This window comes from Ahrensia sp. R2A130 (assembly GCF_000179775.1).
Classification (GTDB): domain Bacteria; phylum Pseudomonadota; class Alphaproteobacteria; order Rhizobiales; family Rhizobiaceae; genus Pseudahrensia.
Map to the genome: position 1 here is coordinate 693,648 of NZ_AEEB01000003.1, position 26,838 is coordinate 720,485.

Annotated in this window: 27 protein-coding genes; 15 read left to right on the top strand and 12 right to left on the bottom strand. The window is 56.9% G+C overall.

Features of this window, described 5'->3' with window-relative positions; genetic code table 11:
* Nucleotides 1-2: 2 nt before the first annotated feature.
* From radA to R2A130_RS04175, 7 genes are all read left to right on the top strand, one after another.
* The gene (gene radA / locus R2A130_RS04145; RefSeq protein WP_009757510.1) at nucleotides 3-1,415 is read left to right on the top strand and encodes a DNA repair protein RadA; all 1,413 of its coding nucleotides are present in this window, start codon (nucleotides 3-5) and stop codon (nucleotides 1,413-1,415) included.
* A 136-nt stretch (nucleotides 1,416-1,551) separates the two neighbouring features.
* Nucleotides 1,552-2,118 carry a CvpA family protein gene (locus R2A130_RS04150; RefSeq protein ID WP_009757511.1) on the top strand — a complete coding sequence of 189 codons (567 nt, stop codon included), beginning with the start codon at nucleotides 1,552-1,554 and terminating at the stop codon, nucleotides 2,116-2,118.
* Nucleotides 2,119-2,151: 33 nt separating this feature from the next.
* Complete coding sequence (purF, locus tag R2A130_RS04155) at nucleotides 2,152-3,606, top strand: amidophosphoribosyltransferase (RefSeq protein ID WP_009757512.1); 1,455 nt, start codon at nucleotides 2,152-2,154, stop codon at nucleotides 3,604-3,606.
* 3 nt (nucleotides 3,607-3,609) lie between these two features.
* Nucleotides 3,610-4,347 carry an SDR family NAD(P)-dependent oxidoreductase gene (locus tag R2A130_RS04160; protein WP_009757513.1) on the top strand — a complete coding sequence of 246 codons (738 nt, stop codon included), beginning with the start codon at nucleotides 3,610-3,612 and terminating at the stop codon, nucleotides 4,345-4,347.
* 268 nt (nucleotides 4,348-4,615) lie between these two features.
* Nucleotides 4,616-5,191 (top strand): PadR family transcriptional regulator, encoded by a 576-nt coding sequence (locus R2A130_RS04165; protein ID WP_009757514.1) that lies wholly within the window; start codon nucleotides 4,616-4,618, stop codon nucleotides 5,189-5,191.
* A 12-nt stretch (nucleotides 5,192-5,203) separates the two neighbouring features.
* The gene (locus tag R2A130_RS04170; RefSeq protein ID WP_009757515.1) at nucleotides 5,204-6,361 is read left to right on the top strand and encodes an efflux RND transporter periplasmic adaptor subunit; all 1,158 of its coding nucleotides are present in this window, start codon (nucleotides 5,204-5,206) and stop codon (nucleotides 6,359-6,361) included.
* The gene (locus R2A130_RS04175; protein ID WP_009757516.1) at nucleotides 6,358-10,050 is read left to right on the top strand and encodes an efflux RND transporter permease subunit; all 3,693 of its coding nucleotides are present in this window, start codon (nucleotides 6,358-6,360) and stop codon (nucleotides 10,048-10,050) included. The genes R2A130_RS04170 and R2A130_RS04175 overlap by 4 nt, the downstream gene beginning before the upstream one ends.
* 41 nt (nucleotides 10,051-10,091) lie before the next feature.
* Here the strand turns inward: R2A130_RS04175 and pssA are convergent, their stop codons facing one another.
* The 6 genes from pssA to R2A130_RS04205 form a co-directional block, all read right to left on the bottom strand.
* Nucleotides 10,092-10,937, bottom strand: coding sequence for a CDP-diacylglycerol--serine O-phosphatidyltransferase (gene pssA / locus R2A130_RS04180; RefSeq protein WP_009757517.1), 846 nt, complete (start codon nucleotides 10,935-10,937; stop codon nucleotides 10,092-10,094).
* A gap of 3 nt (nucleotides 10,938-10,940) precedes the next feature.
* Complete coding sequence (locus R2A130_RS04185) at nucleotides 10,941-11,642, bottom strand: phosphatidylserine decarboxylase (RefSeq protein WP_009757518.1); 702 nt, start codon at nucleotides 11,640-11,642, stop codon at nucleotides 10,941-10,943.
* Nucleotides 11,643-11,676: 34 nt separating this feature from the next.
* Complete coding sequence (locus tag R2A130_RS04190; RefSeq protein ID WP_050786046.1) at nucleotides 11,677-12,324, bottom strand: DUF1194 domain-containing protein; 648 nt, start codon at nucleotides 12,322-12,324, stop codon at nucleotides 11,677-11,679.
* 64 nt (nucleotides 12,325-12,388) lie between these two features.
* Nucleotides 12,389-14,278 carry an ABC transporter ATP-binding protein/permease gene (locus R2A130_RS04195; protein ID WP_009757520.1) on the bottom strand — a complete coding sequence of 630 codons (1,890 nt, stop codon included), beginning with the start codon at nucleotides 14,276-14,278 and terminating at the stop codon, nucleotides 12,389-12,391.
* Nucleotides 14,279-14,312: 34 nt separating this feature from the next.
* Nucleotides 14,313-14,654: a helix-turn-helix transcriptional regulator gene (locus R2A130_RS04200; RefSeq protein WP_009757521.1), complete on the bottom strand. Its 342-nt coding sequence runs from the start codon at nucleotides 14,652-14,654 to the stop codon at nucleotides 14,313-14,315.
* A 101-nt stretch (nucleotides 14,655-14,755) separates the two neighbouring features.
* Nucleotides 14,756-16,042 (bottom strand): LysM peptidoglycan-binding domain-containing protein, encoded by a 1,287-nt coding sequence (locus R2A130_RS04205; protein ID WP_009757522.1) that lies wholly within the window; start codon nucleotides 16,040-16,042, stop codon nucleotides 14,756-14,758.
* 142 nt (nucleotides 16,043-16,184) lie between these two features.
* On the opposite strand from R2A130_RS04205, the gene R2A130_RS04210 reads away from it, so the two are divergent.
* The gene (locus R2A130_RS04210; RefSeq protein ID WP_009757523.1) at nucleotides 16,185-16,763 is read left to right on the top strand and encodes a TIGR00730 family Rossman fold protein; all 579 of its coding nucleotides are present in this window, start codon (nucleotides 16,185-16,187) and stop codon (nucleotides 16,761-16,763) included.
* Here the strand turns inward: R2A130_RS04210 and rarD are convergent.
* The 5 genes from rarD to R2A130_RS04235 all read right to left on the bottom strand — a co-directional run bounded on the left by rarD (nucleotide 16,738) and on the right by R2A130_RS04235 (nucleotide 22,265).
* On the bottom strand, nucleotides 16,738-17,649 hold the full coding sequence (rarD, locus tag R2A130_RS04215; RefSeq protein ID WP_009757524.1) for an EamA family transporter RarD: 912 nt from the start codon (nucleotides 17,647-17,649) through the stop codon (nucleotides 16,738-16,740). The genes R2A130_RS04210 and rarD overlap by 26 nt on opposite strands.
* Nucleotides 17,646-19,244 carry a citramalate synthase gene (gene cimA / locus R2A130_RS04220; protein WP_009757525.1) on the bottom strand — a complete coding sequence of 533 codons (1,599 nt, stop codon included), beginning with the start codon at nucleotides 19,242-19,244 and terminating at the stop codon, nucleotides 17,646-17,648. The genes rarD and cimA overlap by 4 nt, the downstream gene beginning before the upstream one ends.
* Complete coding sequence (cysS, locus tag R2A130_RS04225; RefSeq protein WP_009757526.1) at nucleotides 19,241-20,743, bottom strand: cysteine--tRNA ligase; 1,503 nt, start codon at nucleotides 20,741-20,743, stop codon at nucleotides 19,241-19,243. Before cysS ends, cimA begins: the two co-directional genes overlap by 4 nt.
* Before the next feature lie 149 nt (nucleotides 20,744-20,892).
* Nucleotides 20,893-21,507 carry a LysE/ArgO family amino acid transporter gene (locus R2A130_RS04230; protein ID WP_371179378.1) on the bottom strand — a complete coding sequence of 205 codons (615 nt, stop codon included), beginning with the start codon at nucleotides 21,505-21,507 and terminating at the stop codon, nucleotides 20,893-20,895.
* A 14-nt stretch (nucleotides 21,508-21,521) separates the two neighbouring features.
* Nucleotides 21,522-22,265, bottom strand: coding sequence for an SOS response-associated peptidase (locus R2A130_RS04235; RefSeq protein WP_009757528.1), 744 nt, complete (start codon nucleotides 22,263-22,265; stop codon nucleotides 21,522-21,524).
* On the opposite strand from R2A130_RS04235, the gene R2A130_RS04240 reads away from it, so the two are divergent.
* The 7 genes from R2A130_RS04240 to R2A130_RS04270 all read left to right on the top strand — a co-directional run bounded on the left by R2A130_RS04240 (nucleotide 22,264) and on the right by R2A130_RS04270 (nucleotide 26,422).
* On the top strand, nucleotides 22,264-22,785 hold the full coding sequence (locus tag R2A130_RS04240; protein ID WP_009757529.1) for an NUDIX hydrolase: 522 nt from the start codon (nucleotides 22,264-22,266) through the stop codon (nucleotides 22,783-22,785). The genes R2A130_RS04235 and R2A130_RS04240 overlap by 2 nt on opposite strands.
* Complete coding sequence (locus R2A130_RS04245) at nucleotides 22,782-23,246, top strand: TIGR02301 family protein (RefSeq protein ID WP_247869236.1); 465 nt, start codon at nucleotides 22,782-22,784, stop codon at nucleotides 23,244-23,246. Before R2A130_RS04240 ends, R2A130_RS04245 begins: the two co-directional genes overlap by 4 nt.
* Before the next feature lie 162 nt (nucleotides 23,247-23,408).
* Nucleotides 23,409-23,669, top strand: coding sequence for a hypothetical protein (locus R2A130_RS04250; RefSeq protein ID WP_009757531.1), 261 nt, complete (start codon nucleotides 23,409-23,411; stop codon nucleotides 23,667-23,669).
* A 72-nt stretch (nucleotides 23,670-23,741) separates the two neighbouring features.
* Nucleotides 23,742-24,503: a hypothetical protein gene (locus R2A130_RS04255; protein WP_009757532.1), complete on the top strand. Its 762-nt coding sequence runs from the start codon at nucleotides 23,742-23,744 to the stop codon at nucleotides 24,501-24,503.
* 1 nt (nucleotide 24,504) lies between these two features.
* Nucleotides 24,505-25,320: a folate-binding protein YgfZ gene (locus R2A130_RS04260; protein ID WP_050786047.1), complete on the top strand. Its 816-nt coding sequence runs from the start codon at nucleotides 24,505-24,507 to the stop codon at nucleotides 25,318-25,320.
* Nucleotides 25,317-25,919, top strand: coding sequence for a YfbR-like 5'-deoxynucleotidase (locus tag R2A130_RS04265; RefSeq protein ID WP_009757534.1), 603 nt, complete (start codon nucleotides 25,317-25,319; stop codon nucleotides 25,917-25,919). Before R2A130_RS04260 ends, R2A130_RS04265 begins: the two co-directional genes overlap by 4 nt.
* The gene (locus tag R2A130_RS04270; protein WP_009757535.1) at nucleotides 25,916-26,422 is read left to right on the top strand and encodes a tyrosine phosphatase family protein; all 507 of its coding nucleotides are present in this window, start codon (nucleotides 25,916-25,918) and stop codon (nucleotides 26,420-26,422) included. The genes R2A130_RS04265 and R2A130_RS04270 overlap by 4 nt, the downstream gene beginning before the upstream one ends.
* Nucleotides 26,423-26,425: 3 nt before the next feature.
* Here R2A130_RS04270 and R2A130_RS17400 read toward each other — a convergent pair whose 3' ends face one another.
* Nucleotides 26,426-26,803, bottom strand: coding sequence for a PilZ domain-containing protein (locus R2A130_RS17400; RefSeq protein ID WP_050786048.1), 378 nt, complete (start codon nucleotides 26,801-26,803; stop codon nucleotides 26,426-26,428).
* Nucleotides 26,804-26,838 lie beyond the last annotated feature (35 nt).

The following is a 26,838-nucleotide window of genomic DNA, read 5'->3' on the forward strand; positions in this document are numbered from 1 at the left end:
CCTTGGCCGCCCCGAAAACCCAATTCGTCTGCTCCGGTTGCGGAGCCGTTTCCGGCAAATGGTCCGGTCGGTGCGAGGCTTGTGGCGAGTGGAACACGCTGGTGGAGGAAAGCCCGAACACAGGCGTCGCCACCGGACCGGGCAAAGTTCAGCGCAAGGGACGCATCATCCCACTGGAGCCGCTGGACGGTGATACGAAAGATTCTCCCCGCATAATCTCCAAGGTCGCGGAACTCGACCGTGTCACCGGCGGCGGTTTTGTGCCGGGCTCTGCCCTGCTGCTTGGCGGCGACCCCGGAATTGGCAAGTCGACACTTCTTATGCAGGCGTCCGCCGCGCTGGCCCGCGCGGGCAATAACGTCGTTTATGTATCCGGCGAAGAGGCCGTGGCGCAGGTACGGCTGCGGGCGCAGCGGCTAGGCGTTGAAAAGTCACCGGTCCAACTGGTGGCAGAAACCAATGTCGAAAACATCGTCACCACGCTTCAAGCAACTTTCAAAGGGGACAAGAAACGCCCCGATCTCGTCGTGCTCGACTCCATCCAGACCCTGTGGAGCGATGCGGTAGAAAGTGCACCCGGCACGGTGAGCCAGGTGCGCGCTTCGGCACAGGCGATGATCCGTTACGCTAAACAGTCCGGCGCCTGCATCGTCCTCGTCGGTCACGTCACCAAAGAAGGCCAGATCGCCGGCCCCCGCGTGGTGGAACACATGGTTGATGCGGTCCTTTATTTCGAAGGCGAGAACAACCACCATTTCCGCATTTTGCGCGCCGTTAAAAACCGCTTCGGCCCGACGGATGAAATCGGCGTTTTCGAAATGTCCGATACGGGGTTGAAGCAGGTCAACAACCCGTCCGAACTGTTTCTCGGTGAACGCCACAAGGCCGCCCCCGGAGCTGCCGTTTTCGCAGGACTTGAAGGACGTCGACCTGTGTTGGTCGAAATTCAGGCGCTTGTTGCCGAATCATCATTGGGAACGCCCCGCCGCGCGGTCGTCGGTTGGGAAAGCGCGCGCATGTCTATGATTTTGGCCGTACTCGAAGCCCGCTGCGGCGTGCGGCTGGGTGGCCACGATGTCTATCTCAATGTCGCAGGCGGCTACCGCATTTCCGAACCGGCGGCTGATCTTGCGGTCGCCGCCGCCCTCGTCTCGTCGCTGGCGAACAAACCATTGCCGGATAATTGTGTCTATTTCGGCGAGGTCAGCCTGTCCGGCCATCTGCGTCCGGTGTCGCAAGCCTCCGCGCGGTTGAAAGAGGCAGGCAAATTGGGCTTCGAGCAAGCCACTTTCGCAAAGACATCGGAACTGGCAAAAACACCCGGCATGCGGCTCAACACGCTGGAAAGCCTGTCCGATCTCGTGGTCGATCTGGTCACACCGGGCGAATTACCGTCGGATAAAAATGATGATTGATGGGATGATCCACCGGCAACGCTTGCCCCATGGGCGCAATTCCGGCAAAGAGTGGCCGCCTGCACATTAGCGCCCAAAGCCGCGCCACAATGGGCGCCTAAACCCAGCGCCGAACAGCACTCCGAGGCTACGTTACATGTCCATCACCCTGCTCGACGGTATTCTCGTCGTCATCATGTTGATTTCAGCACTTCTGGCGATGATCCGCGGCTTTTCCCGCGAAGTCCTGTCTATCGTCTCCTGGGTTGCAGCTGCTGTTGCCGCCGCATCGTTCTACAAAGCGTTGTCGCCCATGGTCGCCGGTCTGCATGCCTCGCTTCAGGAAGGCTCGCTGGTCACGGATGCGATTGCAGCGGCGGCGATTTTCCTCGTCGTTCTCATCATCGTCAGCTATCTCACCATGCTGCTGGCCGACATGATTATCGACAGCCGTGTCGGTGTTCTGGACCGCACATTGGGCTTCATCTTTGGAGCCGCTCGCGGTGCTTTGCTTGTTATCATCACTCTGATGGGCTTCCTGTGGCTTGCCAATGACAACGAGCCGGAATGGGTGGCGCAGGCAAAATCGCGCCCCATGCTGGTATCCATCGGCACCAACATCCGCGATTCACTGCCCGAAAATCTCGAAGACGTTGTGAAACGCTTCTTTGAAAGCGAAGACGCACCACGCGAAGGTGAACAGGACGCTGAACAGCGCACCTGAATGCTAACCGACCTCAAAGCTGGATGACCCACCATGCAAGACGCCGATAAATTTCACGAAGAATGCGGTGTCTTCGGCATCTACGGACAGGCCGATGCCGCTGCCATGACCGTGCTCGGCCTGCACTCGCTGCAGCATCGCGGACAGGAAGCGGCGGGCATCGTCGCCTTTGATGGAGCCACCTTCCACGCAGAGCGCCACGTCGGCTTGATTGGCGATACCTTTTCAAAGCAGTCCGTCATCGACCGCCTTCCGGGCCATGCCGCTATCGGGCACAACCGCTACTCCACCACCGGCGGCGAGGGCATGCGCAATGTACAGCCTTTCTTTGCAGATTTTGCAGGCGGCGGTTTTGCGGTAGCGCATAACGGCAACCTGACCAACGCGGCCACCCTGCGCGACGAGTTGCAGCGCCGTGGCGCGATCTTCCAATCGACCTCCGACACCGAAGTCATTCTTCACCTCATCGCCACCAGCACCGAACAGCAGTTGGTGCCGAAACTGACGGACGCGGTGAAACAGCTCGAAGGCGCGTTCTCGCTGGTCGCCCTGTCGGCTAAAAAGCTCATTGGCTGCCGTGATGCACTTGGTGTGCGCCCCCTCGTCTTGGGCGACCTCGATGGCTCCTACGTGCTGGCGTCGGAAACCTGCGCGCTGGACATCATCGGCGCGCGTTTCGTGCGTGATGTGAAGCCCGGCGAACTGGTGGTGATCGACAAGGACGGCTTGCAAAGCCACTTCCCGTTCGAAGCTGCCAAGCCGCGCTTTTGCGTGTTCGAATACGTCTATTTCGCCCGGCCGGATTCCACCGTGCAGGGCGAAAATGTCTATGCCGTGCGCAAGGCCATCGGCGAAGAATTAGCCCGCGAAGCGCCCTGCAATGCTGATATCGTGGTGCCCGTGCCGGACAGCGGCGTGCCCGCAGCCATCGGCTACAGTCAGGAAGCCGGACTGCCCTTCGAGCTGGGTATCATCCGCAACCATTATGTCGGGCGCACCTTCATCGCGCCGTCCGACCAGATCCGCCATATGGGCGTGAAGCTGAAACACAACGCCAACCGCCGCCTGATCGAGGGCAAAAGCGTGGTGCTGGTGGACGACTCCATCGTGCGTGGCACAACAAGCCAGAAAATCGTTGCCATGGTACGGGATGCCGGTGCCCGCGAAGTGCACATGCGGATCGCTTCGCCCCCCACCGTTTCCGGTTGCTTTTATGGCGTCGATACACCTGAAAAGCAGAAATTGCTCGCATCCCGCATGAGCATGGAAGAGATGGCCGCCTTCATCAAAGTTGACAGCCTAGCCTTCGTTTCGGTCGATGGCATGTACCGAGCGGCGGGCGAAGCAGCGCGTGATAACGACCAGCCGCAATTTTGTGACGCCTGTTTCACTGGCGACTACCCGACCTCGCTGACGGACCGCGAAGGCGGGCAAAACGTCGGTGGCGATAACGTCCGCCCAATCTCTATGCTGTCTGGCGGAAACTGAGCCATGAGTGAGAAGCCTCTGGAAGGCCGCGTTGCTCTCGTCACCGGTGCATCGCGCGGCATTGGTTATGAAGCAGCTCTGGGGTTAGCCCGTGCTGGTGCCCACGTGATCGCCGTTGCACGCACGGTTGGCGGGCTTGAAGATCTCGACGACGCTATTCGCAAAGACGGCGGAACGGCCACGCTGGTTCCTCTCGATCTGACTGATTTCGACGCTATCGACCGCTTGGGCGGCTCCATCAACGAGCGTTGGGGCAAGCTCGATATATTGGTCGGCAATGCTGGCGCGTTGGGCGTTCTGACACCCTTGGCGCAAAATAAGCCAGCCGTTTTCGAGCAGGTCTTTGCGCTTAATGTTACAGCCAATTACAGGCTGATACGCTCGCTTGATCCGCTTTTGCAAAAAAGCGATGCGGGACGGGCAATTTTCCTCACTTCCGGTGCCGCGCGTAATTCCAAAGCGTTTGTTGGCCCCTACTCCGCGTCTAAAGCCGCGCTAGAAGCATTGGTACGAAGCTATGCGGCGGAAAACCGCCTGAACGCTTTGAACACCAACCTTTTGGATCCTGGCCATCTGCGTACAAAGATGCGCGCGCAATACGCACCGGGCGAGGACCCGAAAACCGTGACCGAAGCCTCGGCGATTATCCCCGCTGTATTGGAACTGGCATCGGAAGATTGCGACACAAACGGTGGAGTATACAGCTTGTCCAAACAGGGTTTTCTGACGGAAAGCGCCTAAGACTCTAACTTGGGCAAATACGACGTGACCTACCGGTTAATTTGTACAAAGCACCGTTTCCTGCGCTTTTATGAATGACATTTCAAGCACTTGAACAAAAACGTAAAACCTATTTGGGCATTTTGACGCTTTACTGGTTAAACGACGCTATTCTTGTACCAGTCAGCTGACGGTTAGAGCACTATCGGTCGAGCATATGCTTGCTTGATATATGATTATCGCACATATATAGATCCAACATATCATCACGACCCGCTCGCGAGCCCTTATGAACGTCAGAACACTATGCCTCGCCGTTCTTAATTGCGGAGACGCGACCGGCTATGAAATCCGGAAACTGGTCTCAGAAGGGCATTTCAGCCATTTCGTTGATGCGAGCTTCGGTTCGATTTACCCCACTCTCGGTCGCCTCCACGATGATGGCCTTGTCACACAGCGCGAAGAACAGCAGGTCGGGAAACCTGCCCGTAAGGTCTACTCCATCAGCGATGGGGGCCGGTTGGAATTTCTGGAAAGCCTGAAACAACCCGCCCAGAAAGACATCTTCAAAAGCGGATTTTTGCTCCTCGCAATGTGCGCAGAGTTGATGGATCCGAAAGATATACGCGTCGCCATAGACCGTCAGATCGAATATTTAGAGAACGAAATCGCCATGATTGACGGCGAAGTCCGCGAGGTTGATATGGCCGGAGCGGATTGGGTCGGCGACTACGGTCGCACTTGCCTCACAACCGGTCTGGCTTTCATTCGCTCACGACGTGGCGAACTGGAAGCCATCGCCGGAACCAGCCTTCCTGAAAACCAATTAGCCGCCTCCTCCCCTGTCCTTGCAGCGGCCGAATAAGGGAATTTTATCATGCAACTGCGCGGCTCCCACCTCGTATCCTTTGCAATTCTGGCGGCCATTGGCGGCTGGATGTTCACCGGCAACCTCATTTTGGGTGGTCAGGGGGACGGCTCATCAGAACCAATCGCAGACCGTGAGGCCAAGCGTGTCACGGAAGCTTTTCGCGTTCGCGTAACTGAATTGCAGCCCACCGAACGGGTCTCAAACCTTTCGGTTCGCGGTCGCACTGAAGCTGATGCGACCATCAGCGTGCGCGCTGAAACCGGCGGAACGGTAGAGCAACGTCTGGTCAGCAAGGGAGACACCGTTAAGGCGGGCGATCTGCTCTGCGTCATAGACCAAGGCATTCGCCAGACCACAATGATACAAGCGCAAGCGCGCCTCAATCAGGCGCAGGCTGACTTTGACGCAACCAACCAGTTGGTGGAACGCGGCTTTGCAACGCGCACCAAGTTGCGGGAACTTCAGGCAGGCCTTAACGCTGCCGAAGCTGCAGTGGCATCTGCAAAACAAGAAATGTCGCGCACAGAAATTCGTGCAACCACTGCCGGTCTCGTACAGAGCCCAACTGCACAGGTTGGCGACAATCTCGCCCCCGGCGGCGTTTGCGTCACCCTGTTGGACACAGACCCGATGTTGTTCACAGGTCAGGTTGCAGAAGCAAATGTGGTGGCACTAACCGAGGGTATGAAAGCCGAAGTCGAACTCATCGGCGGAGTGAAAGTGCCTGGCAAACTGTCCTTCATCTCCCCCGCAGCAGACGCGGCGACCCGCACATTCGGCATCGAAATCGAACTTCAAAACAGTGACCGTATGATCCGCGATGGATTGACCGCGGAGGCCAGCATTCCTCTAGCAGCAACGCAGGCCTACCAGTTGGAGTCTGCTTGGATCACCTTGGCAGATGACGGCGAAGTTGGCGTTCGCGCCGTCGATACTGACAACAAGGTGTCGTTCCACCCGATCACGATTTTGGCGCAAGACCAGACAGGCATTTGGGTCTCCGGCCTGACACCGGGTCTGAAAGTCATAACGCTGGGGCAAAACTTTGTCGCTGCCGGTGAAACAGTAGAGGCAGTCCCAGCAGATACCGCCACGGCGCCCGCTAGTGAAACCGCACCGGATGCCCCGACAACCGAGCTTACAACGAATGAGGCCCGCTCATGACCTCGGCTCTTTCAAGCATTCTGAGCCGTCCCAAGACGGTTGTTATGATGATGCTGGTGATGATTATCGCCGGCGCTTATTCCTACGTCACCATCCCCAAGGAAGCGCAACCGGACATCGATGTTCCGGTCTATTTCGTTTCCGTTGTGCAGCAGGGCATTTCACCCGGCGATGCCGAACGGCTGCTCGTGCGGCCGTTGGAAACAAAACTGCGTGGGCTGGATGGCCTCAAAGAACTGACAACGCTGGCCAACCAGTCGAATGCGGTTGCCGTTCTTGAATTCGAGATCGGCACCGACAAAGATAAAGTGCTGGCCGACATTCGCGACAAAGTGGATCAGGCAAAGGCCGAAATGCCTGCTGATGCAGATGAACCGATCATCAACGAAACCAACTTCGCGCTTCAGCCAACGCTGATCGTGACACTTTCGGGCAACGTACCGGAGCGGACACTTTACCAATATTCGCGCCGTTTGAAGGATGAGTTGGAAGCAATCACCTCTGTTCGAGAAGCTAATCTTTCCGGTCAACGTGAGGAAATGCTGGAGGTCGTTCTCGACCTTGCAAAACTCGAATCCTACAACATCACGCAGACGGAATTGCTGAACGCGCTGGCGACTAATAACCAGCTTGTCGCTGCCGGTACGCTGGACAATGGCTCGGGTCGCTTCAACCTGAAAGTCCCCGGCCTCGTGGAAAGCGCGGCTGACGTCTATTCGATCCCTATCAAGCAAAACGGCGAAGCTGTCGTAACGCTGGGTCAGGTCGCTGAAATCCGGCGCACCTTCAAAGACCCAAGTGCATACACCCGCGTAAACGGCGAACCGGCCATTGCGCTGCAAGTGGTGAAACGCATCGGTGAGAACATCATCGAAAATAACGTAGCCGTTCGTGAAAAGGTTGCTGCGTTTTCCAAAGACTGGCCTTCCACGATCAAGATCAACTTCCTGTTGGATGAATCCTCCTTCATCAACGAAGTGCAGGGTTCGCTTCAGGCGTCGATTATGACGGCTATCGCATTGGTGCTGGTGGTTGTAGTGGCATCGCTTGGCTTGCGGTCAGGCATGTTGGTGGGGCTTTCGGTCCCCGTTTCCTTCGCCGTCGGCTTCCTCATCCTGGCTCTCGCCGGCATCACTGTGAACATGATGGTGCTGTTCGGCATGGTGCTGACCGTTGGCATGTTGGTCGATGGTGCGATTGTGGTGACCGAGTACGCGGACCGAAAATTATCGGAAGGCATGCCGGCCGACGAAGCCTATAAACGCGCCGCGCAGCTAATGTTCTGGCCTGTGGTGTCGTCCACGGCGACAACGCTTGCCGCGTTCTTGCCACTACTTCTGTGGCCCGGTGTTCCCGGCGAATTCATGTCTTATCTGCCAATCATGGTGATCGTGGTTCTAACAGCATCACTGCTGACCGCGCTTATTTTCCTACCGACCACAGGTGCGCTAACCGGCTGGATTGCGACTAAAATCGGACGCAGCGGTGGGGTGCTGTTCACCGCAATCGTGACGTCCATCATGATGGGTTTCGCAGTCTTCGCGCTAACTGACGGTGGCGTTGATCTGGGCCTGAACGCGGTTGGCGCATCGGCAGCAGAAGCGACACGCCAAATGATCGGCTTCGATTTTGGCGACGGTATCGCGACAATTCTCGGCCTTGTGGTTGCGCTGGTCACCTTCCCTCTCGTCTGGGCGTTCCTGAACTGGCGCAGCAACAGAGAGAAAGAACGTGACCCCGTCACCCTCATGTTCACATCCGAACGCGATCTGGACATCAAGAAAGTCCCCGGCGCTCTGGGCGGTTATCTCACCTTCCTGAAATGGACTTCGGGCAACTTGCTCGGCAACGCGCTGGTGATGCTTACGATTTTAGGCACGGCCTATTACGTGATGTTCATCGCCTTCCCGTCGAGCAATGCCGGTGTTGAGTTTTTCGTTGATGAAGAACCCGACCAAGCGATCGTCCTCATATCGGCACGTGGCAACCTGTCGGCCAGTCAGGTGCGCGATGTAGTAGCTGAGGTGGATGCGAAAATTCTCACTATTTCCGGCATTCGCAACTCCGTTTCCACGGCCACAGCCCCCGGTGGCGGTGGCCAGGGCAGCCCAATTGGCGGCGTGCAGGACAAACCTGCCGACGTTGTAGGCGAGTTGCAGATCGAACTGAACGACTTCTGCTGCCGCCGCATGGCGACGGAGATCTTCGCCGAAATCCGTGACAAAACAGCAGCTCTGCCCGGCGTAAAGGTCGAGGTTCGTAAAATCGAAGGTGGTCCACCTACCGGTAAAGACGTTCGTTTGCAGGTGAAATCCACCGACTATGATGCGATGGTCGCATCCGTTGCCAAAGCACGCGCTTTCGTTGATGGCATTGCCGGTCTTCAGGACATCGAAGACGGTCGTCCCCTGCCCGGTATCGAGTGGGAACTCGCTGTCGACAGGGAACAAGCAGGTCGCTACGGCGCAAATATCGTGTCCATCGGCTCGATGGTTCAACTGGTAACGGACGGCGTGCCTATCGGGAAATATCGCCCTGACGATTCAGAAGACGAATTGGACATTCGCGTCCGCTTGCCTGCCGAGGAACGTAGCTTTGCGACCCTCGATAAACTGAAGCTGCCAACGACCAGCGGACAGGTGCCACTGGCAAACTTTGTCACGCGCTCGCCGCAGCAAAAAGTGTCATCCATCACCCGTAAGGACGGCCTCTATTCAATGGAGGTGAAAGCCAACATCGAAGATGGTTTCATGGAGAACGGCAAGGCCGTTACTCCCGACAACAAGGTTGCCGAAGTGCAAGCCTGGTTGGATCAGCAAACGTGGCCAAGCAGCGTGCAGTTCGTGTTCAAGGGCGCAGACGAAGAGCAGGCTGAATCCATGGCCTTCCTCGGCAAGGCGGCCATAGCGTCGCTGTTCCTGATGTTCATTATTTTGCTGACGATGTATAACTCGTTCTGGCAAACCATCATCACGCTTGTGACTGTCATCTTTGCGGTTGTTGGTGTGCTTCTAGGCCTCATGGCGACAGGCCAAAAGTTCTCCGTAATCATGACGGGCACGGGCGTGATCGCGTTGGCGGGCATCGTTGTGAACAACGCCATCGTGTTGATCGACACCTTCAACCGCTTGCGTGAAGAGGGCGTGGAAACGCGCGAAGCTGTGCTGAAAACCTCGGCACAGCGTTTGCGCCCTATCATGTTGACCACTGTCACCACTATTCTTGGCCTTGTGCCGATGGCGACGCAGATAAACATGGACTTTTTCTCGCGCACCATCTCCATGGGTGGCATCACATCGGTATGGTGGGTGCAGCTGTCGACGGCCATCATCTCCGGCCTCGCCTTCTCCACAATCCTGACGTTGGTGATGATCCCATCAATGCTGGCGCTTCCAGCCAACCTTGCAGCACCGTTCAAATGGACGGCAAGCAAGATTGCAGGTCTGAGAGCCCGCAAGATGGTAGCGGCCGTGATGGATGAGGAAGAGCCTGCGCTGGCCGACTTGAATGCAATGATGCGGGACGCAAGAACCGCAGCACCTGCGCCAAAAGCCGCCAACAAGAAAACGAAAAAAGCTGTCGAGCGAGAAGTTGTGCGAGATGGAGAAGATGCCAGCATCGTGCCCATGCCGGCAGCAGCCAACGAGGGTGATAACCGCAAGCGACCAATCTCCGACGCTGCAGAGTAAACGAACAGGCCCGTTTACAAGCGGGCCTGTTTCTCTAGCACTTAACGGCGGGACTGGTCTCGTACGCTGAACGGAATCGTTGCCAAATAAGCGATGCACACCACGCTCAACACCGCCCACGGGTAGCTGAACAACAGCACCACAGCGATCAGCAAACCCAACATCAGCGGCACAACGAGGCGACGTGAAATGCGTTGCCCTGCCCGTTTGCCAGACCATGTGGGCAGTGACGACACCATCAGGAAGCCGACGAAAAGCAAATAGATCGAGGACAAGGCCGCCACGCCGATACCACGTTCGAGCCCGAGTTGCCCTAAATAGAGCGGCAGCAGCGCCAGCAAGGCGCCGGCTGGTGACGGTACGCCGGTGAAGAAATCAACGGACCAATCCGGTTTGTCAGGATCTTCCAACATCACGTTGAAACGTGCCAACCGCAAGCAACCGCAGATCGCGAAAATAAGCGCAACCGCCCAGCCTAAAGTGCGCATGTCTTTGAGAACCCAAAGATACATGACGAGCGCCGGTGCGACGCCAAAGTTAACGAAATCAGCGAGCGAATCCATCTGCTCGCCAAAGGATGATGACGACTTCAGTATACGGGCAACCCGCCCGTCCAACGCATCCAGAATCGCAGCAAAAACGATTGCGATAACCGCAAGTTCAAACCGCGACTCCCAAGCCAATCGAACGGCGGTAAGGCCGGAACAAATCGCACCAAGCGTGATGAGGTTTGGCACCAGCATGCGGAACGGAACGTCGCGCAGACGGTGAATCGGTTCAGTGCCCTCATCGTCATCAGGCGGGAAGAGTTCTGGCGGCTCGACACTCGTTGCAGCTTTGGGGTCAACCTTGGCCTTGGGGTCGAATTCGGGAAACGGAGCTTTCATGGCCTAGATGGACCGCGGAATAGGGCTAGTCGGCACGGCATCTCCATGGGCTGCCAAAATGGACTCACCAGCCAACATTGTTTGCCCAAGCGCCACACGCGGCGTTGCTCCGTCCGGCAAGAACACATCGACGCGGGAGCCAAAACGTATGAGGCCGTAGCGTTCCCCCTGCCCCAGCGTATCGCCAGCATCGTTCCAGCAGATGATACGACGTGCGACGAGACCGGAAATCTGAACCGACCCAACCGGACCATGCGGACCATCAATTACGATGCTGTGCCGTTCGTTATCAATCGATGCCTTGTCCAGATCAGCGGACAAAAATGCACCCGGCTTGTGCTTGGAAACGATCACCTTACCACGCACAGGCGCACGGTTGATGTGGACATTGAAGACATTCATGAAAACGGAAATGCGTGTGCGGGGCTCATCCCCCAGTTCCAACTCTGCCGGCGGCACGAATTGACCGATAGATGACACGGTGCCGTCAGCCGGACTGATGATAAGATCATCGTCTATCGGCACCACACGGATAGGATCGCGGAAAAACAGCGCACACCAGCCGGTCAAAATGGCGCCTATCCAGAACAAGGGTTGCCACAGGAAACCCAGCAGGATCGAGACCACCCCAAAGATGGCGATAAACGGATAGCCAGCGGGATGGATTGGAACCATGGCCTCGCGGACAGATTTTACGACGGACATGGATTGGCTTTCAAATGTTGGTTCTCAAGGTCTTCTATCGGCTTGGAACGAGTTCGGCAAAGTCCGCACCCGAAATCTCACGAATGAGTTTGCGACGAATGGAATCAGCGAAATCATTGTAGTTGGCAGCCTCCATAACGAACGAGCCTGGTCCTCCAGTCACTCGCTGAGAATAGTGCTGGAACAGGTCGATATCAGCCAGTGTTCCAAGATCATATTCCTTGGAGTGAATCACGAGGCCGTTCACCGTTATTCCAGCGTTCACAGCCCTGTCACGAGCGGATGAAGGATCGCTTTGCCCCGAAGAGCCATCACCCGAGACATCAATAACCATACGAGCGCCACGGTAGGCGTTTTGCTGAATGGAAATACGGGAAAAATCCAATGCGCCGGCAATGTCCGTCATACCGCGAACTGCCCTAGGCATAGTTGCAAGGCGCGCCGCGAAGGCTTCTGCAGAAGCACGACCGGAAATACGGGTCCACGGAACCGATGTAATCTGACGTCCACGCTCAGACCATTGCACCACGGAAATCACCAGACCTAGCGGTTGAAGAGACCTGATGGATCGCAAAACGCCTTCATCTCGAAAGGCGTTGGCGAGACCGTCACGCTGCAGCGCATACTCGCGGCGGTTCACGCTTGTTGATGAGTCGATTGCAAGAAGCAGCTCCAGCTGCACCGGTTCTACCGCATGCGATTGAGAGGTTGTCGCAATTGAAACCGTGCAAACGAGTGCACAGAAACTAGCCTTCGTCTTCAACCGGGCGACGGCGGACCACCAAGCCCATTTCATCGCTATCGTGCGCGGCGCGCAATGCAGCTTCCGCTTCAGAAGCCTCAAGCTGTCGGTTCCACATGGCTGCGTAAAGACCGTCCTGCTCAAGCAAATCCCCATGGGTTCCGCGCTCCTTGATCCGCCCCTCTTCCAGAACGATGATCTCATGAGCGTCGATCACTGTCGACAAGCGGTGTGCAATTACGACCGTCGTACGGTTGCGCGATACGATATCGAGTGCAGCTTTAATTTCCTGCTCGGTCTGAGTGTCCAGCGCTGAAGTCGCCTCATCGAGAATGAGAATCGGTGGCGCTTTCAAAAGCGTGCGCGCAATTGCGACGCGTTGCTTCTCACCGCCTGAAAGCTTCAACCCACGCTCGCCCACAGGCGTGTCAAAACCCTGCGGCAGGCGTTCGATGAAGTCTCCAATTTGCGCCATATCAGCCGCTTCACGTACTTCCGTTAAATTCGCATCCATACGGCCATAGCGGACGTTATACTCGATCGTATCGTTGAACAGCACCGTGTCCTGCGGGACCATACCGATAGCGGACCGCAAGCTCTCCTGCGTAACATTCTTTAAGTCTTGACCATCAATGGTAACCGCACCGCGCTGCACATCGTAAAAGCGGAAAAGCAGCCGCGAAATGGTAGACTTGCCTGCGCCGGAAGGTCCGACAATCGCAACCGTTTTGCCTGCCGGAACTTCAAAAGAAACATCCTTCAATATCGGGCGGTTGGGATCGTAGTGGAAGGAGACGTTCTCGAAGCGGATCGCGGACTTATCGATCACAAGGTCCTTCGCGTCCGGGCTGTCCACCACCTCGGCAGGGACACCCAAAAGCTCGAACATGTCTTCGATATCGGTGAGCCCCTGTCGGATTTCGCGATACACGAAACCAATGAAATTGAGCGGAATCGACAGCTGCATCAGAAAGACCTGAATCAGCACGAAATCACCGATGGTCTGCTCACCGCGCTGAACTGCCATGGCCGACATGACCATACAGATCAGCATGCCGGTTGAGAAAATCGCCATCTGGCCGAAGTTCAACCAGCCGAGCGATGTCCATGTTTTCGTCGCTGCCTTCTCGTATTTCGCCATCGAAACATCAAAGCGATCTGCTTCCATGCGCTCGTTGCCAAAGTATTTGACGGTCTCGAAGTTCAGCAGTGAATCGATTGCCTTGGTGTTCGCCTCGGTGTCGGAGGCGTTCATGTCGCGGCGAATTTGGATGCGCCAGTCAGAGGCGCGGATGGTGAACCAGCTATAAGCCCACACCGTCACGGCGATAACGACCACGTACCAGAACCCGAAGAAATACCAAAAGATACCCGCATAGAGCGCGAATTCGAGAATGGTCGGCAGTGTGTTCAAAATCGTGAAGCGCACGATAGTTTCGATGCCCTTCGTTCCACGCTCGATGACACGCGACAAACCACCGGTGCGGCGTTGCAAATGGAACCGCAACGACAGCGTGTGAACATGTGTAAAAGTCTTGAAGGCAAGTTGGCGCACAGCATGCTGGCCGACACGGGCGAACAGCGCATCGCGAAGCTGGGTGAAGCCCCACATCACGAGACGCGAAACATTGTAAGCAATGACCATGATGATCGGCGTCATCATGACCATCGGAATCCACCAGACCTCCGGTTCCAACCCATTCAATGCATCAGTGGCATATTTGAAGAAAAACGGAATAACTGCCGTAATCAGCTTCGCTAGCACCAGGAAAAATGCAGCCCAAAAGACGCGGGCTTTCAGGTCAGGTCGGTCAGCGGGCCAAAGGTAAGGCCAAAGGTCTACCACCGTCGCCAGCGACGAACGGTCTTTTTTTATTTCATCGGATTCGGACAAGGGATTCTTTCAAAAGGATATTCGCAAAACCCGATCAGGCTTCGGCGCGGTCGCCATTACAGCAGGAATTCAGAAAATCGCAGGTCGTGTCCGAAAGGCTCTTCAGAAGAACTTCGTTGACGCGATAACGAGAGCGAGGTGGCACGGTTTCCACATGAACGAGTTCAGCTTCGATCAAAACCTTCAGATGCTGCGACACGGTGGACTGTGCTAGAGGCAGAACATCGGTGATGTCCTTGCAGCCGCAATTGGCGTTGCTGGCAACATGACGAAGAATAACAATGCGCACAGGGTTGGACAGAGCGGCGAAGACGTCAGCCATCTCACCGGCACGGTCGAAACCATAGTCGAATTCGCTGTTACAACGGCGCGGCATGGCTTGTCCCTCCGATTCATCGGTTTCTTACGATGAATGTGGGAACGCCCGCAAGGTTCTGCAAGCTTTAGCCACCGCGCATGCGGTCGCAGGATGCGCTTCTATTGCTCGGCGCGATGGGGCAGCTTGAATATCTGGCCGATGTAAATCCGGTTAGGATTGCGGATTTGCTCGCGGTTGGCCTCATAGATCGTGGTGTAGCGAACGCCTTGCCCGTAGTTGCGTCGCGATATGCGCCACAGGTTGTCGCCCGGCTTGATGATGATTGCAGACCCTGTTCGGATGGGCACCGTATAGGTTGGCGAAGCCGCTTGCGCAGGCGGTGATGCGACAGGGGTCACACTTGCTACATCTGCGCTATCGTTCAGCGGTTCATGCACCAGCGGAACCTCCGCACGGCCCGTAACCTCTCCTGATGTTGCATCAAGTACGTCGGCACGAACCGAGTGAGAGCCCGCTGCCAAAGGAAATTCCTTTTTCACCAAAAAGCGATCATCCTGCGTTCCACGCGCTGTGCCCACCTCTTCGTTATTTATGTAAACGCGTACTGATTTTCCGCGTTTGACAGCGCCGGCGATGAAGACCGTATCGTTTTCAACCTCGACCGCCTCAACGGAGACGGCTGTTGGATTCTTCGCAGCGACAGGTGCAACCTGCTGAGCAACCGCCTCTTCGACCACGGGTTTTGGCGGCAAAAGCACAGCATCATTAGTTGCTTCAGTTGGTGCAGGCTCAACATTCGGTTCTTCTTGGGCTGGCGGCACAGCGTCAGTGGCGACACCCTTGGCAGGTGCGATGGACGCTACCTCCACCTCTTCCGCAAACGGCTTGGCTACGATGCGGCTGGGCAATCCGCCCTCTACGATCATGGCCAACACACCATCTTTGTTCGTTGAATTGCGGTCGGGAATGCGAACCACTCCGCCTTGCGCTGACACGATGGAAGCAGAGCCTTCCAGTGTGGCGCGAAGTGAGAACGTGTAGTCGCCGGGCGACAGTTCTGCGCCAGGCAGAATTACGAATTCGCCAGCGTTCGACGCCTTCGTGGTCGCGATGACCTCCCCATTCTGATCGATAAGCTCGACCGAAGCGTTTGCTGGCGCACGACCGGCGATGAGTATTGAGCCATCTTTTTCGACCCGCAAAATATCGAAAGATGGAGGCTTTGGTCCCAGGGCAGATTTAGTAATTTCGGGAACCTTCACAGCCGGTTTAAGATCGGCCTTGGCTTGGTCTGTATTAGCGAGAGCAATCGGTGCCGGTGAAACGTCTTGAGAGAACAGATCAATATCGTTGACCACGACGTAACCAGCCACCAAAGCCGCAGAGGCGGTTGCAACACCGGCTGCTGGCACCCAAGCCGCAAAATTCCCCAGAAAACCCAACATACGCACCACCACCTTTCGCCCCTGCCCAAACTAAACTCCACAGGCAGAAAAACCTTGAGAGCATATGATCTGGGCACAGCGTGGTTAACACATTATGGCGACAGGAACCAAACGCAGCCCAAACGCAACAGAGACTCGCCCCATGGCCACATCGACGACCAAACCCGCATTCAAAAATATCTGCGTCTATTGCGGCTCCTCACCGGGTACCGATGATCGCTATGTCGCGGAAGCAACACAACTGGGCGGGCTCATAGCAAATGCCGATATGGGCCTGATCTATGGCGGTGGTGACCGTGGCCTTATGGGCGCGGTAGCCAGGGGCGTTTTGGCGGGCGGCGGCAAAGTGACCGGCATCATCCCGACCTTCCTGATCAAGCGCGAGCAGGAGCACGGTGCAGATGAACTCGCCGGTGCAGACATGATCGAAGTGCCCGACATGCACACCCGCAAGCGCATGATGTTCGACCGCGCAGACGCGTTCGTCGCCTTGCCCGGCGGCATCGGCACATTAGAAGAGCTGGTGGAAATTCTAACCTGGTCGCAGCTCGGCCAGCACGACAAGCCGATGGTTCTGTTGAATTCCGGCGGTTTCTGGACCCCCTACAGCGAGCTGATGGACCACATGGAAGGTGCAGGCTTTCTGCACAGCCCTCATCGCGCGCGCCCGTTGATGAGCGACACGGTGGAAGGCATCATCCCTGCTTTGCAGGCCGCATGACGGATATCGTGTAAAGCACCAAAGCGCTCCAAATCAGCGCGAAAGTGATGATTTGCGCCATGTCCAACTCTTCGCCAAACAAAGTGAAGGACAACAGAAAAATCATCGACGGGGCGATGTATTGCATCAGCCCCAGCGTCGCCAACCGCAGCCGTTTGGCGCTGTAGGCGTAGAGGATCAGTGGCGCAGCCGTAACAGGCCCGGCAAAAGCGAGCCACCCCGCCATCTCAAGCGATTGCGTGAAACGGCCCACGCCCTGCATTTCAGCCCAGATGAGATAGCCCAACGCGATGGGAAACAGCAGCGCCACTTCCACGGTGAAACCCGCTGTCGGGCCGATGGCGACGGTTTTCCGCAGATAGCCGTAAAAGGCGAACGAAAATGCCAACGTCAGCGCGATCCATGGAAACGTGCCGCCAGATATCGTTTTCACCAGAACACCCGTCAGCGCGAGGCCGATGGCAATTTTCTGCAAGCGGTCCAACCGCTCCGATAGCAAAACCACGCCTAGAAGCACGGAAATGAGCGGGTTGATATAGTAGCCGAGCGCGGCCTGCGACGTGAGGTTCATCTCCACCGATAGAATATAGACGCCCCAATTGACCGTTATGAAAGTCGCCGTGACGGCCATCATGGCAAGCAGTTTCGGCTGTTTCCGCAACGCCCACAATTCGCCCAACCGCCCGGTCGCTGCCAAAACGGCCAGCGCCACAGGCAGTGACCAGACCACGCGGTGCGCCAACATTTGCAGCACCGGCACGCCTTCCATCACCCAGAAATAGAGCGGCAGGAAACCCCACAACCCATAAGCGGCAAGCGCGTAGAAGAACCCGGCTTTTGCCTCATCGCCCGCCGGTTTAGGCGCGGGCGCAGCGAGAGTATTCAAGCGGTCGCCCCGCTCTTCACCAGCTTGTAGTTCAGGCTGTCGATCAGCGCCTGAAACGAGGCATCGATGATGTTGTCGGACACGCCGACCGTCCACCAGCGCGCGCCTTCGGCATCGGCGGATTCGATCAACACGCGCGTGATGGCCTCGGTGCCGCCGTTCAGGATGCGGACCTTATAATCCACCAGTTCCAGCCCTTCGATCTCGCTCTGGTAGCGGCCGAGATCTGTACGCAAAGCCTTATCGAGCGCGTTGACGGGACCGTTGCCTTCGGCGACGGACAGGAGAATTTCGCCGCCCACTTCCAGTTTCACCACGGCTTCAGACACGGTGATGACGTCGCCCATGGCGTTGAAACGGCGCTCCACCGATGTGCGGAAACCTTCCACGCGAAAAAACTCCGGCACGGTGCCGAGCGTGCGGCGGGCTAGCAGCTCGAAGCTGGCCTCAGCCGCTTCGTAAGCGTAGCCGGAAGCCTCGCGCTCTTTCACGATGGATATCAGCGTGTCGAGTTTCGGATCGTTCTTCGCCACTTCGATGCCGCGCCGCCCGAGCTGATCGAGAAAGTTCGATTTGCCGCCCTGATCGGACACCATGAGATTGCGGTTGTTGCCGACAGCTTCCGGCTCCACATGTTCATAAGTGGACGGGTCTTTGATAAGCGCGGAGGCATGAATGCCCGCTTTCGTGGCGAAGGCCGACGAGCCGACGTATGGCGCCTGCGTGTCCGGCGCGCGGTTGAGCAACTCGTCGAATGTGCGCGACAGTTTGGAAAGCCCGCGCAGTTTTTCGTCCGAAATTCCGATCTCGAAGCGTTCGTTGAAAGACGGCTTCAGCCCCAACGTGCCGATGATGGTGATGAGATTGGCGTTGCCGCAACGTTCGCCGATACCGTTGATCGTGCCTTGAATTTGCCGCGCGCCGGCGTTGATGGCAGCCAGCGAATTGGCCACCGCCTGCCCTGTGTCGTCGTGGGCGTGGATGCCCAGATGGTCGCCCGGCACGGCCTCCTCGATCACCGCTTCCACGATGGCGCGAATATCGATGGGCTGGGTGCCGCCATTGGTATCGCACAACACGACCCACCGCGCGCCCGCTTCCACCGCCGTGCGGGCGCAGGCCAGCGCGTACTCGCGGTTGGATTTGAAGCCATCGAAGAAGTGTTCGCAATCGACAAGGCACTCCTTGCCCGCCGCAATCGCGGCCTCGACAGACTGGCGGATGCTGTCGAGATTTTCCTCATTCGTGCAGCCCAGCGCCACGCGCACATGCACGTCCGACGCCTTGGCGACGTAGCAGATGGCCGACGCGCTGCTTTGCAAAATCGCGGCAAGCCCCGGATCGTTCGACACCGAAACCCCTGCCCGTTTCGTCATGCCGAATGCGGTGAAGGTGGCGTCTTTCGTGCGCGGTTTTTCGAAGAACGCTGTGTCCGTCGGGTTCGCACCGGGGTAGCCACCCTCGACGTAATCCAAACCGAACGCATCCAGCATTCCGGCAATGGCGATCTTGTCCTCGACCGAAAAATCGACGCCCGGCGTCTGCGCGCCATCGCGCAATGTGGTGTCGAATAGATACAGACGTTCGCGGCTCATCGAACCACCTCCCATGTCGTGGTTCGTTCACCCGTTTCCGGGTCTTTGCCATCTTTGAGTTGGATGCCTTGGGCGAGGAGTTCGTCACGGATACGATCAGCTACAGGCCAATTCTTTGAAGCTATCGCTTCGGCTCTTGACCGTACCGCATAGGCGATTTGGCTATCTCGCACGTCGTTTCTTGTTTGCTGAGGTGCTGGTTTTATGCCCAGCATCAGGAATATGCGAGCAAGTGCATCAAGCCAATCAGACTGCTTCTCTTCTGAGAGATTGTGATAGGAAACACGGAGTTCTCTGATTAGGAAATCAAGTACAGCCTTAAAATTGAGATCTTCAACTAGACTAAGAATTGTTCGATTGGCTGTCCTATATGCTGAGTTCGTGCCAGCGCGTTCTGGTGGGCGACTAATAGCTTTCGCAAATGTCGACGTCATGAGACTGTCAAATATCCTATTCAACTTAATCAGAATGTCGTCCGCCTCTTCCAACCGCCGCACCGTGAAATCCAATGGCTCACGATAATGCGTCATCAGGATTGCCAGTCGCACCACTTCACCCGGCCACTTGCGGCCACCCACCTTCTCCGTATGTAACAAGTCATGCACGGTGATGAAGTTGCCGTCGCTTTTCGACATCTTCTTGCCCTCGACCTGCAGATAGCCGTTGTGCATCCACACGTTGGCCATGCGGTCGGTGCTGTTGGCGCAGCAGGATTGGGCGATTTCGTTTTCGTGGTGGGGGAAGATGAGGTCCAGCCCGCCGCCGTGAATGTCGAAGGTTTCGCCCAGATGGGCTTTCGACATGGCGGAACATTCGATGTGCCAACCGGGGCGACCGTGGATGGTTTCGCCCCCAGATGAAGAAGTGAAGCCACCGTCCCAACCGGGCTCATCGGCAGCGCTTTCCTTCCACAAAACGAAGTCGCCGGGGTTGCGCTTGTGGCTTTCCACGGCGACCCGTGCGCCTGCTTGTTGGTCGTCCAGCTTGCGGTTGGACAGGACGCCGTAATCATCGTCCGACGTGACGTCGAACAGCACCTCGCGCCCTTTCGCGCCGGACGCGACATAAGCGTTGCCCTTGGCAATGAGCGTGGAAATCATCTCCACCATGCCGCCGATATGTTCGGTCGCTTTCGGCTCGACTGTGGGTTCGAGACAGCCGAGCGCCTTCATGTCGGCCTGAAACTGCGCGGTGGTGCTTTCCGTCACTTTCGCGATGGCCGCGTTCAAATCGAGATCGGGAAAATCGCGGCGGGCGCGGTCGATGATCTTGTCGTCGACATCGGTGATGTTGCGAACATATTTTACCGCATCCTCGCCGTAGATATGACGCAGCAGGCGAAACAGCACGTCGAACACGATGACAGGCCGCGCGTTGCCGATATGGGCGTGGTCATAGACCGTCGGCCCACAGACATACATGCGAACGTTATTGGGATCGATTGGCGTGAACGGCTCCTTGGAGCGGGTCAGCGTGTTGTAGAGAGTGAGTTGGGTCACGGATAAATCTCGGCTGTGGCAGGGAAGCTGCGGACCGGAATTGAGGATGTGGCAAAGATCGACCGGCCCGAGAAACTCAGGAAATAATAATGCAGCAGATGGTGATGCGCATGGTCATGCCTCGCTTATCGTTGCCACACACCCTGCCGTCAAGACGTGAAGAAGCGTTGAAGCAGCGATAGCGCAAGAAGCGCCATGATGATCGCGATGATACCGTCCAAAATCTGCCACGCCCGCGGCTTGGCAAAAAGCGGTGTCAGCAGCCGCGCCCCGTAACCGAGCGAGAAGAACCACACGAAAGACGCCAGCACGGCACCGACGGCGAAGGCCACCCGCGCATCGCCCACATATTGCGCCGAAATACCCCCCACCAGCACCACGGTATCGAGATAGACATGGGGGTTCAAAAACGTGAACGCGAGCAAGGTGGAAACCGCCTTGCCCAGCGATGCAGGCGCCTGCCCCTCCACCGCCAAAGCGTCCGGCTTCCACGCCCGCCATGCCGCTTGCAGCGCGTAAACTGTTAGGAAGATCGCGCCGCCCAAGGTGACGACTTTCAGCAAGGTTGGGTTCGACTGCACCAACGTGCCGACGCCTGCCACACCGGCGATGATGAGCGCAGCATCCGCCGTCGCCGCGATGAGGCAAAGGATGAAAACATGGGACCGCAGCAGTCCCTGCCGCAGCAGAAATGCGTTCTGCGCACCGATAGCGATGATAAGACCACCGCCCAGCGCAAAGCCGCTGGCAACGGGCCAGAACAGAGACGTATTTTCCATCAGAACATCGACAATTGTTGTTCAGCCGCTTCCGGCGCTTTGCCGTCATCGGTCATCGGCTCGACGCGCGTTTGAATGGCGCGGGCATCATTAGCGACCTTGTTCACCGCTTTGCCCACCGGAATTGCTTCGAAAAAATCGTCCTGCACCGGCACCATCAGGTCAGCGACATCGCGTGGTTCCTGCGTGCGGCAATCCAGCCAACGGTCGAAATCTTTCGGCTGAATGACCAGCGGCAAGCGGTGGTGGATCGGTGCAAAACTGTCGTTTGCCGCAGTGGTGATGATGCAGCCCGTGTCCATTTCCGTGCCGCCCGGCTCCGTCCATGTTTCCATCAACGCACCGAACGCGATGATGCCATCATCGCGGGGCCTCACATAATAAGGTTGGCTCGGCTGCCCCTTCCCGAAGCGCTGCCATTCGTAAAAACCGGAGACCGGAATGAGCGCGCGGCGGTGGCGCATGGCGTGGCGGAAGGAGGGTTTGGAAATCGCCGTCTCACTACGCGCATTGATGATGAGTGGGAAGTCCTTAGGGTCTTCTACCCATGTGGGCAGAAATCCCCACCGCACGAGAAGCGCGTTCCGCTCCTGCCCGCCCAGTTCTCCCACCATCAAGATCGGCTGCGTCGGCGCGATGTTGAGGCGCGGCGCAAGCGCGGGACCACGGTCCACATTGGAGCGCAGCGCAAACTGCCGCACCATTTCCGTCCAATTGGTTTCAAGGCTGAATCGCCCGCACATGGTCAGCCTCCTGTCGCCACAAACATCCAACCCTGTTCCTAACCGAAGCGCTGCGCTAAGCGAAGCCATGCCATCCAAGTCTTCACGCCATTATCCCACCTCGCCGCTGCTCGGCGCTTGCACCGCGATCTGGCGTGGCGAGAAAATTCTGCTCGCCCGCCGCTCGGTCAATCCGAATGCTGGCACATGGGCCATGCCCGGCGGGTTGGTGGAACTGGGCGAGACGGTGGAAGACGCGGCGCGGCGCGAAGTAAAAGAGGAAACCCGCCTCACCATCGACCGTGTGGCCTTCAACCGCTTTTTCGAAATCATCATGCGCGATGGCGATGACCGAGTTGAGCGCCACTACGTCTTGGCCATGTTCGTCGCCCTAAGCCCATACGGCATTGCCGTGGCAGGCGATGATGCAGCAGCGGTGAACTGGTTTACGCTGGACGAGTTGGACGGCATTCCGCTGACCGCCAACACCCTAGAACTGGTGCGAGAGAGCCGAAAATTCATTACCGAACTGCAGGCTTGAAGAATCGCCTTGAAGCCGCCCCCATGCTGGGCCAAACATGCCACATGTTGCGCTTCGCTATTCCAGTTTTGATTGTTCTTTGCCTCGCCAATCCCGCCCTCGCGCAAGATGCGGCTTTGGAGGACACCGAGGTAACGCCACCGCCTGCAGCAGAATTGTTAGCACCCTACGACCCGAAGCTTATGCGTTTATCGGAAGTGCTGGGTTCAATTCATTATCTGCGGGCTTTGTGCGGCACCAACGAAGGCAGCAAGTGGCGTGACGCCATGGCGAACATGGTCGAACTTGAAGAGCCGCAGCCCAAGCGGAAAGCGCGCATGATCGCACGATTCAACCGCGGTTATCGTGCATTCGATGCCAGCTACACCACTTGCACATCATCCGCCCGACTCGCATCACAGCGCTACGTCGAAGAAGGGGCTCAACTGGCCGGACAGATCAACCGCCGTTACGGGCGCTGAAGGAAACGGCTTATCGGTGGATAAGCGGGCAGTGTGTCTGCGCGCATTAACCTTTTCGTCACACTCTGCCGACCGACCGGTTCACACATCGGCGCCAAAGCGTTAGATAAAGCGCTGAGATCGGAGCATGTACTCCGGCGACGCCAAGGCGAGACGGGCAATATGATTCTGGATTCTGATGAAAATCTTGACGCGCTTATTCGCGAAGAGAAGCAGCGCGTTGCCAGTCATTTCCTGCACGAAGCATGGGACAGCGCACTGGAAGAAGGCATCGAGCCAACGATCCTAGCTGATTCTGCCATTGATGTAGCCCTGACACGCCTCTTCACCGAAGCCGGCGAAGACAACGTACGCGGCCTTATCGAAAGTCTGTCAGATCGTCTTGCTTCCGGCCATTTCGACGCCAGCCGCGTGCTGCAATAGCCGCAACGCGCCTCTGCCTGCCAATCGACTCTATACGTGGAAACAAAACACGGCTGTGCTAGCACTACCGGCATGATGTTTCGTCTTGCACTGATACCCGCGCTCACCACAGCAGCTTGTCTTGCCGCTATGATCAATTTCGCATCGGTTGCACCTGCATTCGCACAGTCCGCGCTCACCAAAAAAGTACCAACCCGCGCGTTCATTGTGCCCAGAGCTCAAGATGGCGAGAGCATTCCGCTGCCCAACACCGAAACCGGGCTGGAAAACGACGCAACGACTGACGAGCAACCGGAAGCCGAGACAGCCCCAACGGCAGACGATGAAGCAGCCGAACCTGGCAGAGCAGCACAGCCCTCCGGCCCGGTCCCGATGGTGGAACGTGACTTTACCAAGCTACCTGTCCCCGTGCGCGAAACGAGGCAACGCATTCTGGACGCCGTTGAAACCGGTAACATCGAAATGCTGCGTCCCATCGTTGGCACTGGCGAAGAGGCCACCAGCCTGTCGATTGGCGGCAACGAGGCTGACCCAATCGACTTTCTAAAAGAGATTTCAGGCGACGGCGACGGCATAGAAATTCTGGCCATCCTTAAAGAAGTGCTGGAAACAGGCTACGTTCACATGGATGAAGGCAGCGATTTCGAACTGTATGTCTGGCCATATTTCTTCGCCTACCCGCTGGATAAACTCACCGGCCCGCAAAAAGTGGAACTCTTCACGATTATGACCGCAGGCGAAGTTTTGGATTCGGAAGAATTTGGCAGCTACATTTTCTATCGCGTAGGCATAACGCCGGATGGGCGATGGGCGTTTTTCGTGTCAGGGGACTGATATGAGCCAGATTCTACACACCAATCGCGCCACCTTTTCATGCACGGGCGAGGACGCGACGCATTTTCTCGAAAATTTGGTCACATGCCTGATCAGCGGCAAGCCAGCCTTCGGTGCGTTGTTGACACCGCAGGGCAAAATTCTGTTCGACTTCTTCATAACACCTATAGATGGCGGCTACCGTTTCGATTGCGCAGCAGAGCAGCGTGACGAGCTGATAAAACGGTTGGGCTTTTACAAACTGCGCGCGAAAGTCGATCTGGCTCCGCTCGAAGAAGCCGTTGTTACCAGCTGGGGCGACGCCACTCGACCGGATGATGCCTTCGACGACCCTCGCCTTTCCGCACTAGGCTGGCGCGCATATCGGATGCAAGCAGAAGCCAAAGCAGACGATGATGCATGGCTTGCCCACCGCATTGCGCTGGGCGTTCCTGAATTAGGCGTCGATGCTGAACCGGGTAGCGTTTTCCCGCACGACATGTCGATGGATCAGTTCTCCAAAGGCTCCGGCGTTGCATTCGACAAAGGCTGCTATGTTGGCCAGGAAGTCGTTTCCCGCATGCAGCATCGCGGCACCGCGCGCAGTCGTTTCGTAAATGTTGCAGCAGTGAATGACCTTCCAGAATCTGGTGCGGAATTGATGGTGGGCGACCGGACAATCGGAACCTTGGGGTCGGTTTCGGGCCAACATGGCCTAGCGCTGGTACGCCTCGACCGCGCAGCCAAAGCCATCACGGAAGGCGCACCAATCACGGCTGATGGCACAGAAGTAATGCTCACCCTGCCCGATTGGGTGAACTACGCTTGGCCGCAATGACGCCAGCTCTTCCTGCCGGCCGTGCTTGGCAGCGCATGTTATCCGGTCGCCGCCTTGATCTGCTCGATCCATCACCGCTCGATGTAGAGCTGGAAGACATTGCCCACGGCCTTGCGCGCGTTGCGCGTTGGAACGGCCAGACCCATGGCGAGCACGCCTTTTCGGTCGCACAACACAGCGTCTTGGTGGAACAGATTTTTGCTATTCAACAGCCAGCGGCCACCGTTGATGATCGCATCGCAGCGCTTCTACACGATGCGCCGGAATACGTGATCGGCGACATGATCTCGCCTTTCAAACAGGTGCTGGGCGGCAATTACCGCGATGTTGAAAACAGATTGGAAGCTGCCATCCATCAACGTTTTGGCCTGCAAAGCGCCATTCCTGCGAAGTTGAAAAAAGCAATCAAACTCGCGGATCGCGCTGCCGCTTGGTTTGAGGCCACCGGTCTAGCTGGCTTCACGGTTCAAGAGGCTGAGAAGCATTTCAACAGACCCAACGGAATGTCGGCGGATATGCTGCCGCTTGAACCGTGGTCAACGGGAGAAGCGCAGGCAAAGTTCGCTGCCCGCTATAAAGAGTTGGATTCACTGCGATGAGCGTAATTGTTGTTAGCCCGTTGTCAGAGCTCGACAAAGTCATCGCGCAAACGGGTGCTCGCACAATGGTCTCTCTCGCTGGCCCGGGGAAATCCATCACTCAACCTATCGCAATAGATCGCGAGTGGTTGGCGCTGGAGTTCAACGACATTCCAGGACCGCTAGCTGGCTACATCGCACCTTCCCGCAAAGACGTTTCGCAGATAATTGAACTCGGTCGTCGCTGGTCCGGAGAAGAGCCGTTGCTGTGCCAATGCTGGCTAGGCGTCAGCCGCTCGACAGCGTCTGCATTGATGATTGCTGCGGCCCGCAACTTTGATCAAGATTTTGATGAACTAACATCCCGCTTGCGCAGCCTTAGCCCTACAGCAACACCAAATCCTATGATGATCCGGCTGGCTGACAAACAGTTGAATTTAAATGGTCGCCTAACAAAAGCAGTTCAGGCCATTGGCAGAGGTGTGAATTGCATGCAGGGTGAGCCGTTCACACTGAAAGTCTAAAGATTATTTGCGGCGCAACAGACTCGGGCGAGCAACGGGCACAGTCACATTCATTTGCCTGCTCTGACCGGCATCCATCCGCAGTTCACCAATGAATTCAATACCAAATGTAAGCCCATCACGCCACCGAATTTCACATTCGGCGGTTATTCCGTCTGATGCAATATGAAGGCGAAACCTATTGGGCCACGCTATATCGTTGGGCAAGCGTAACTTAGCACCACCGGGGGAAAGATCACGAACGGTGCATTTCGTGGAAATATGTCCCTCATTATAGGAAATAACGCCTTCTTTCAGCGTACGTTGGCGCTGAATTCGTGCGTCTACATTAGTTTCCGTGGGCTGTGTTTCGGCACTAGCGGTAAGTGGCGTATGCGTCATCGCCTATCTCCAAAGCTTTCTCTTGATCTGAAACC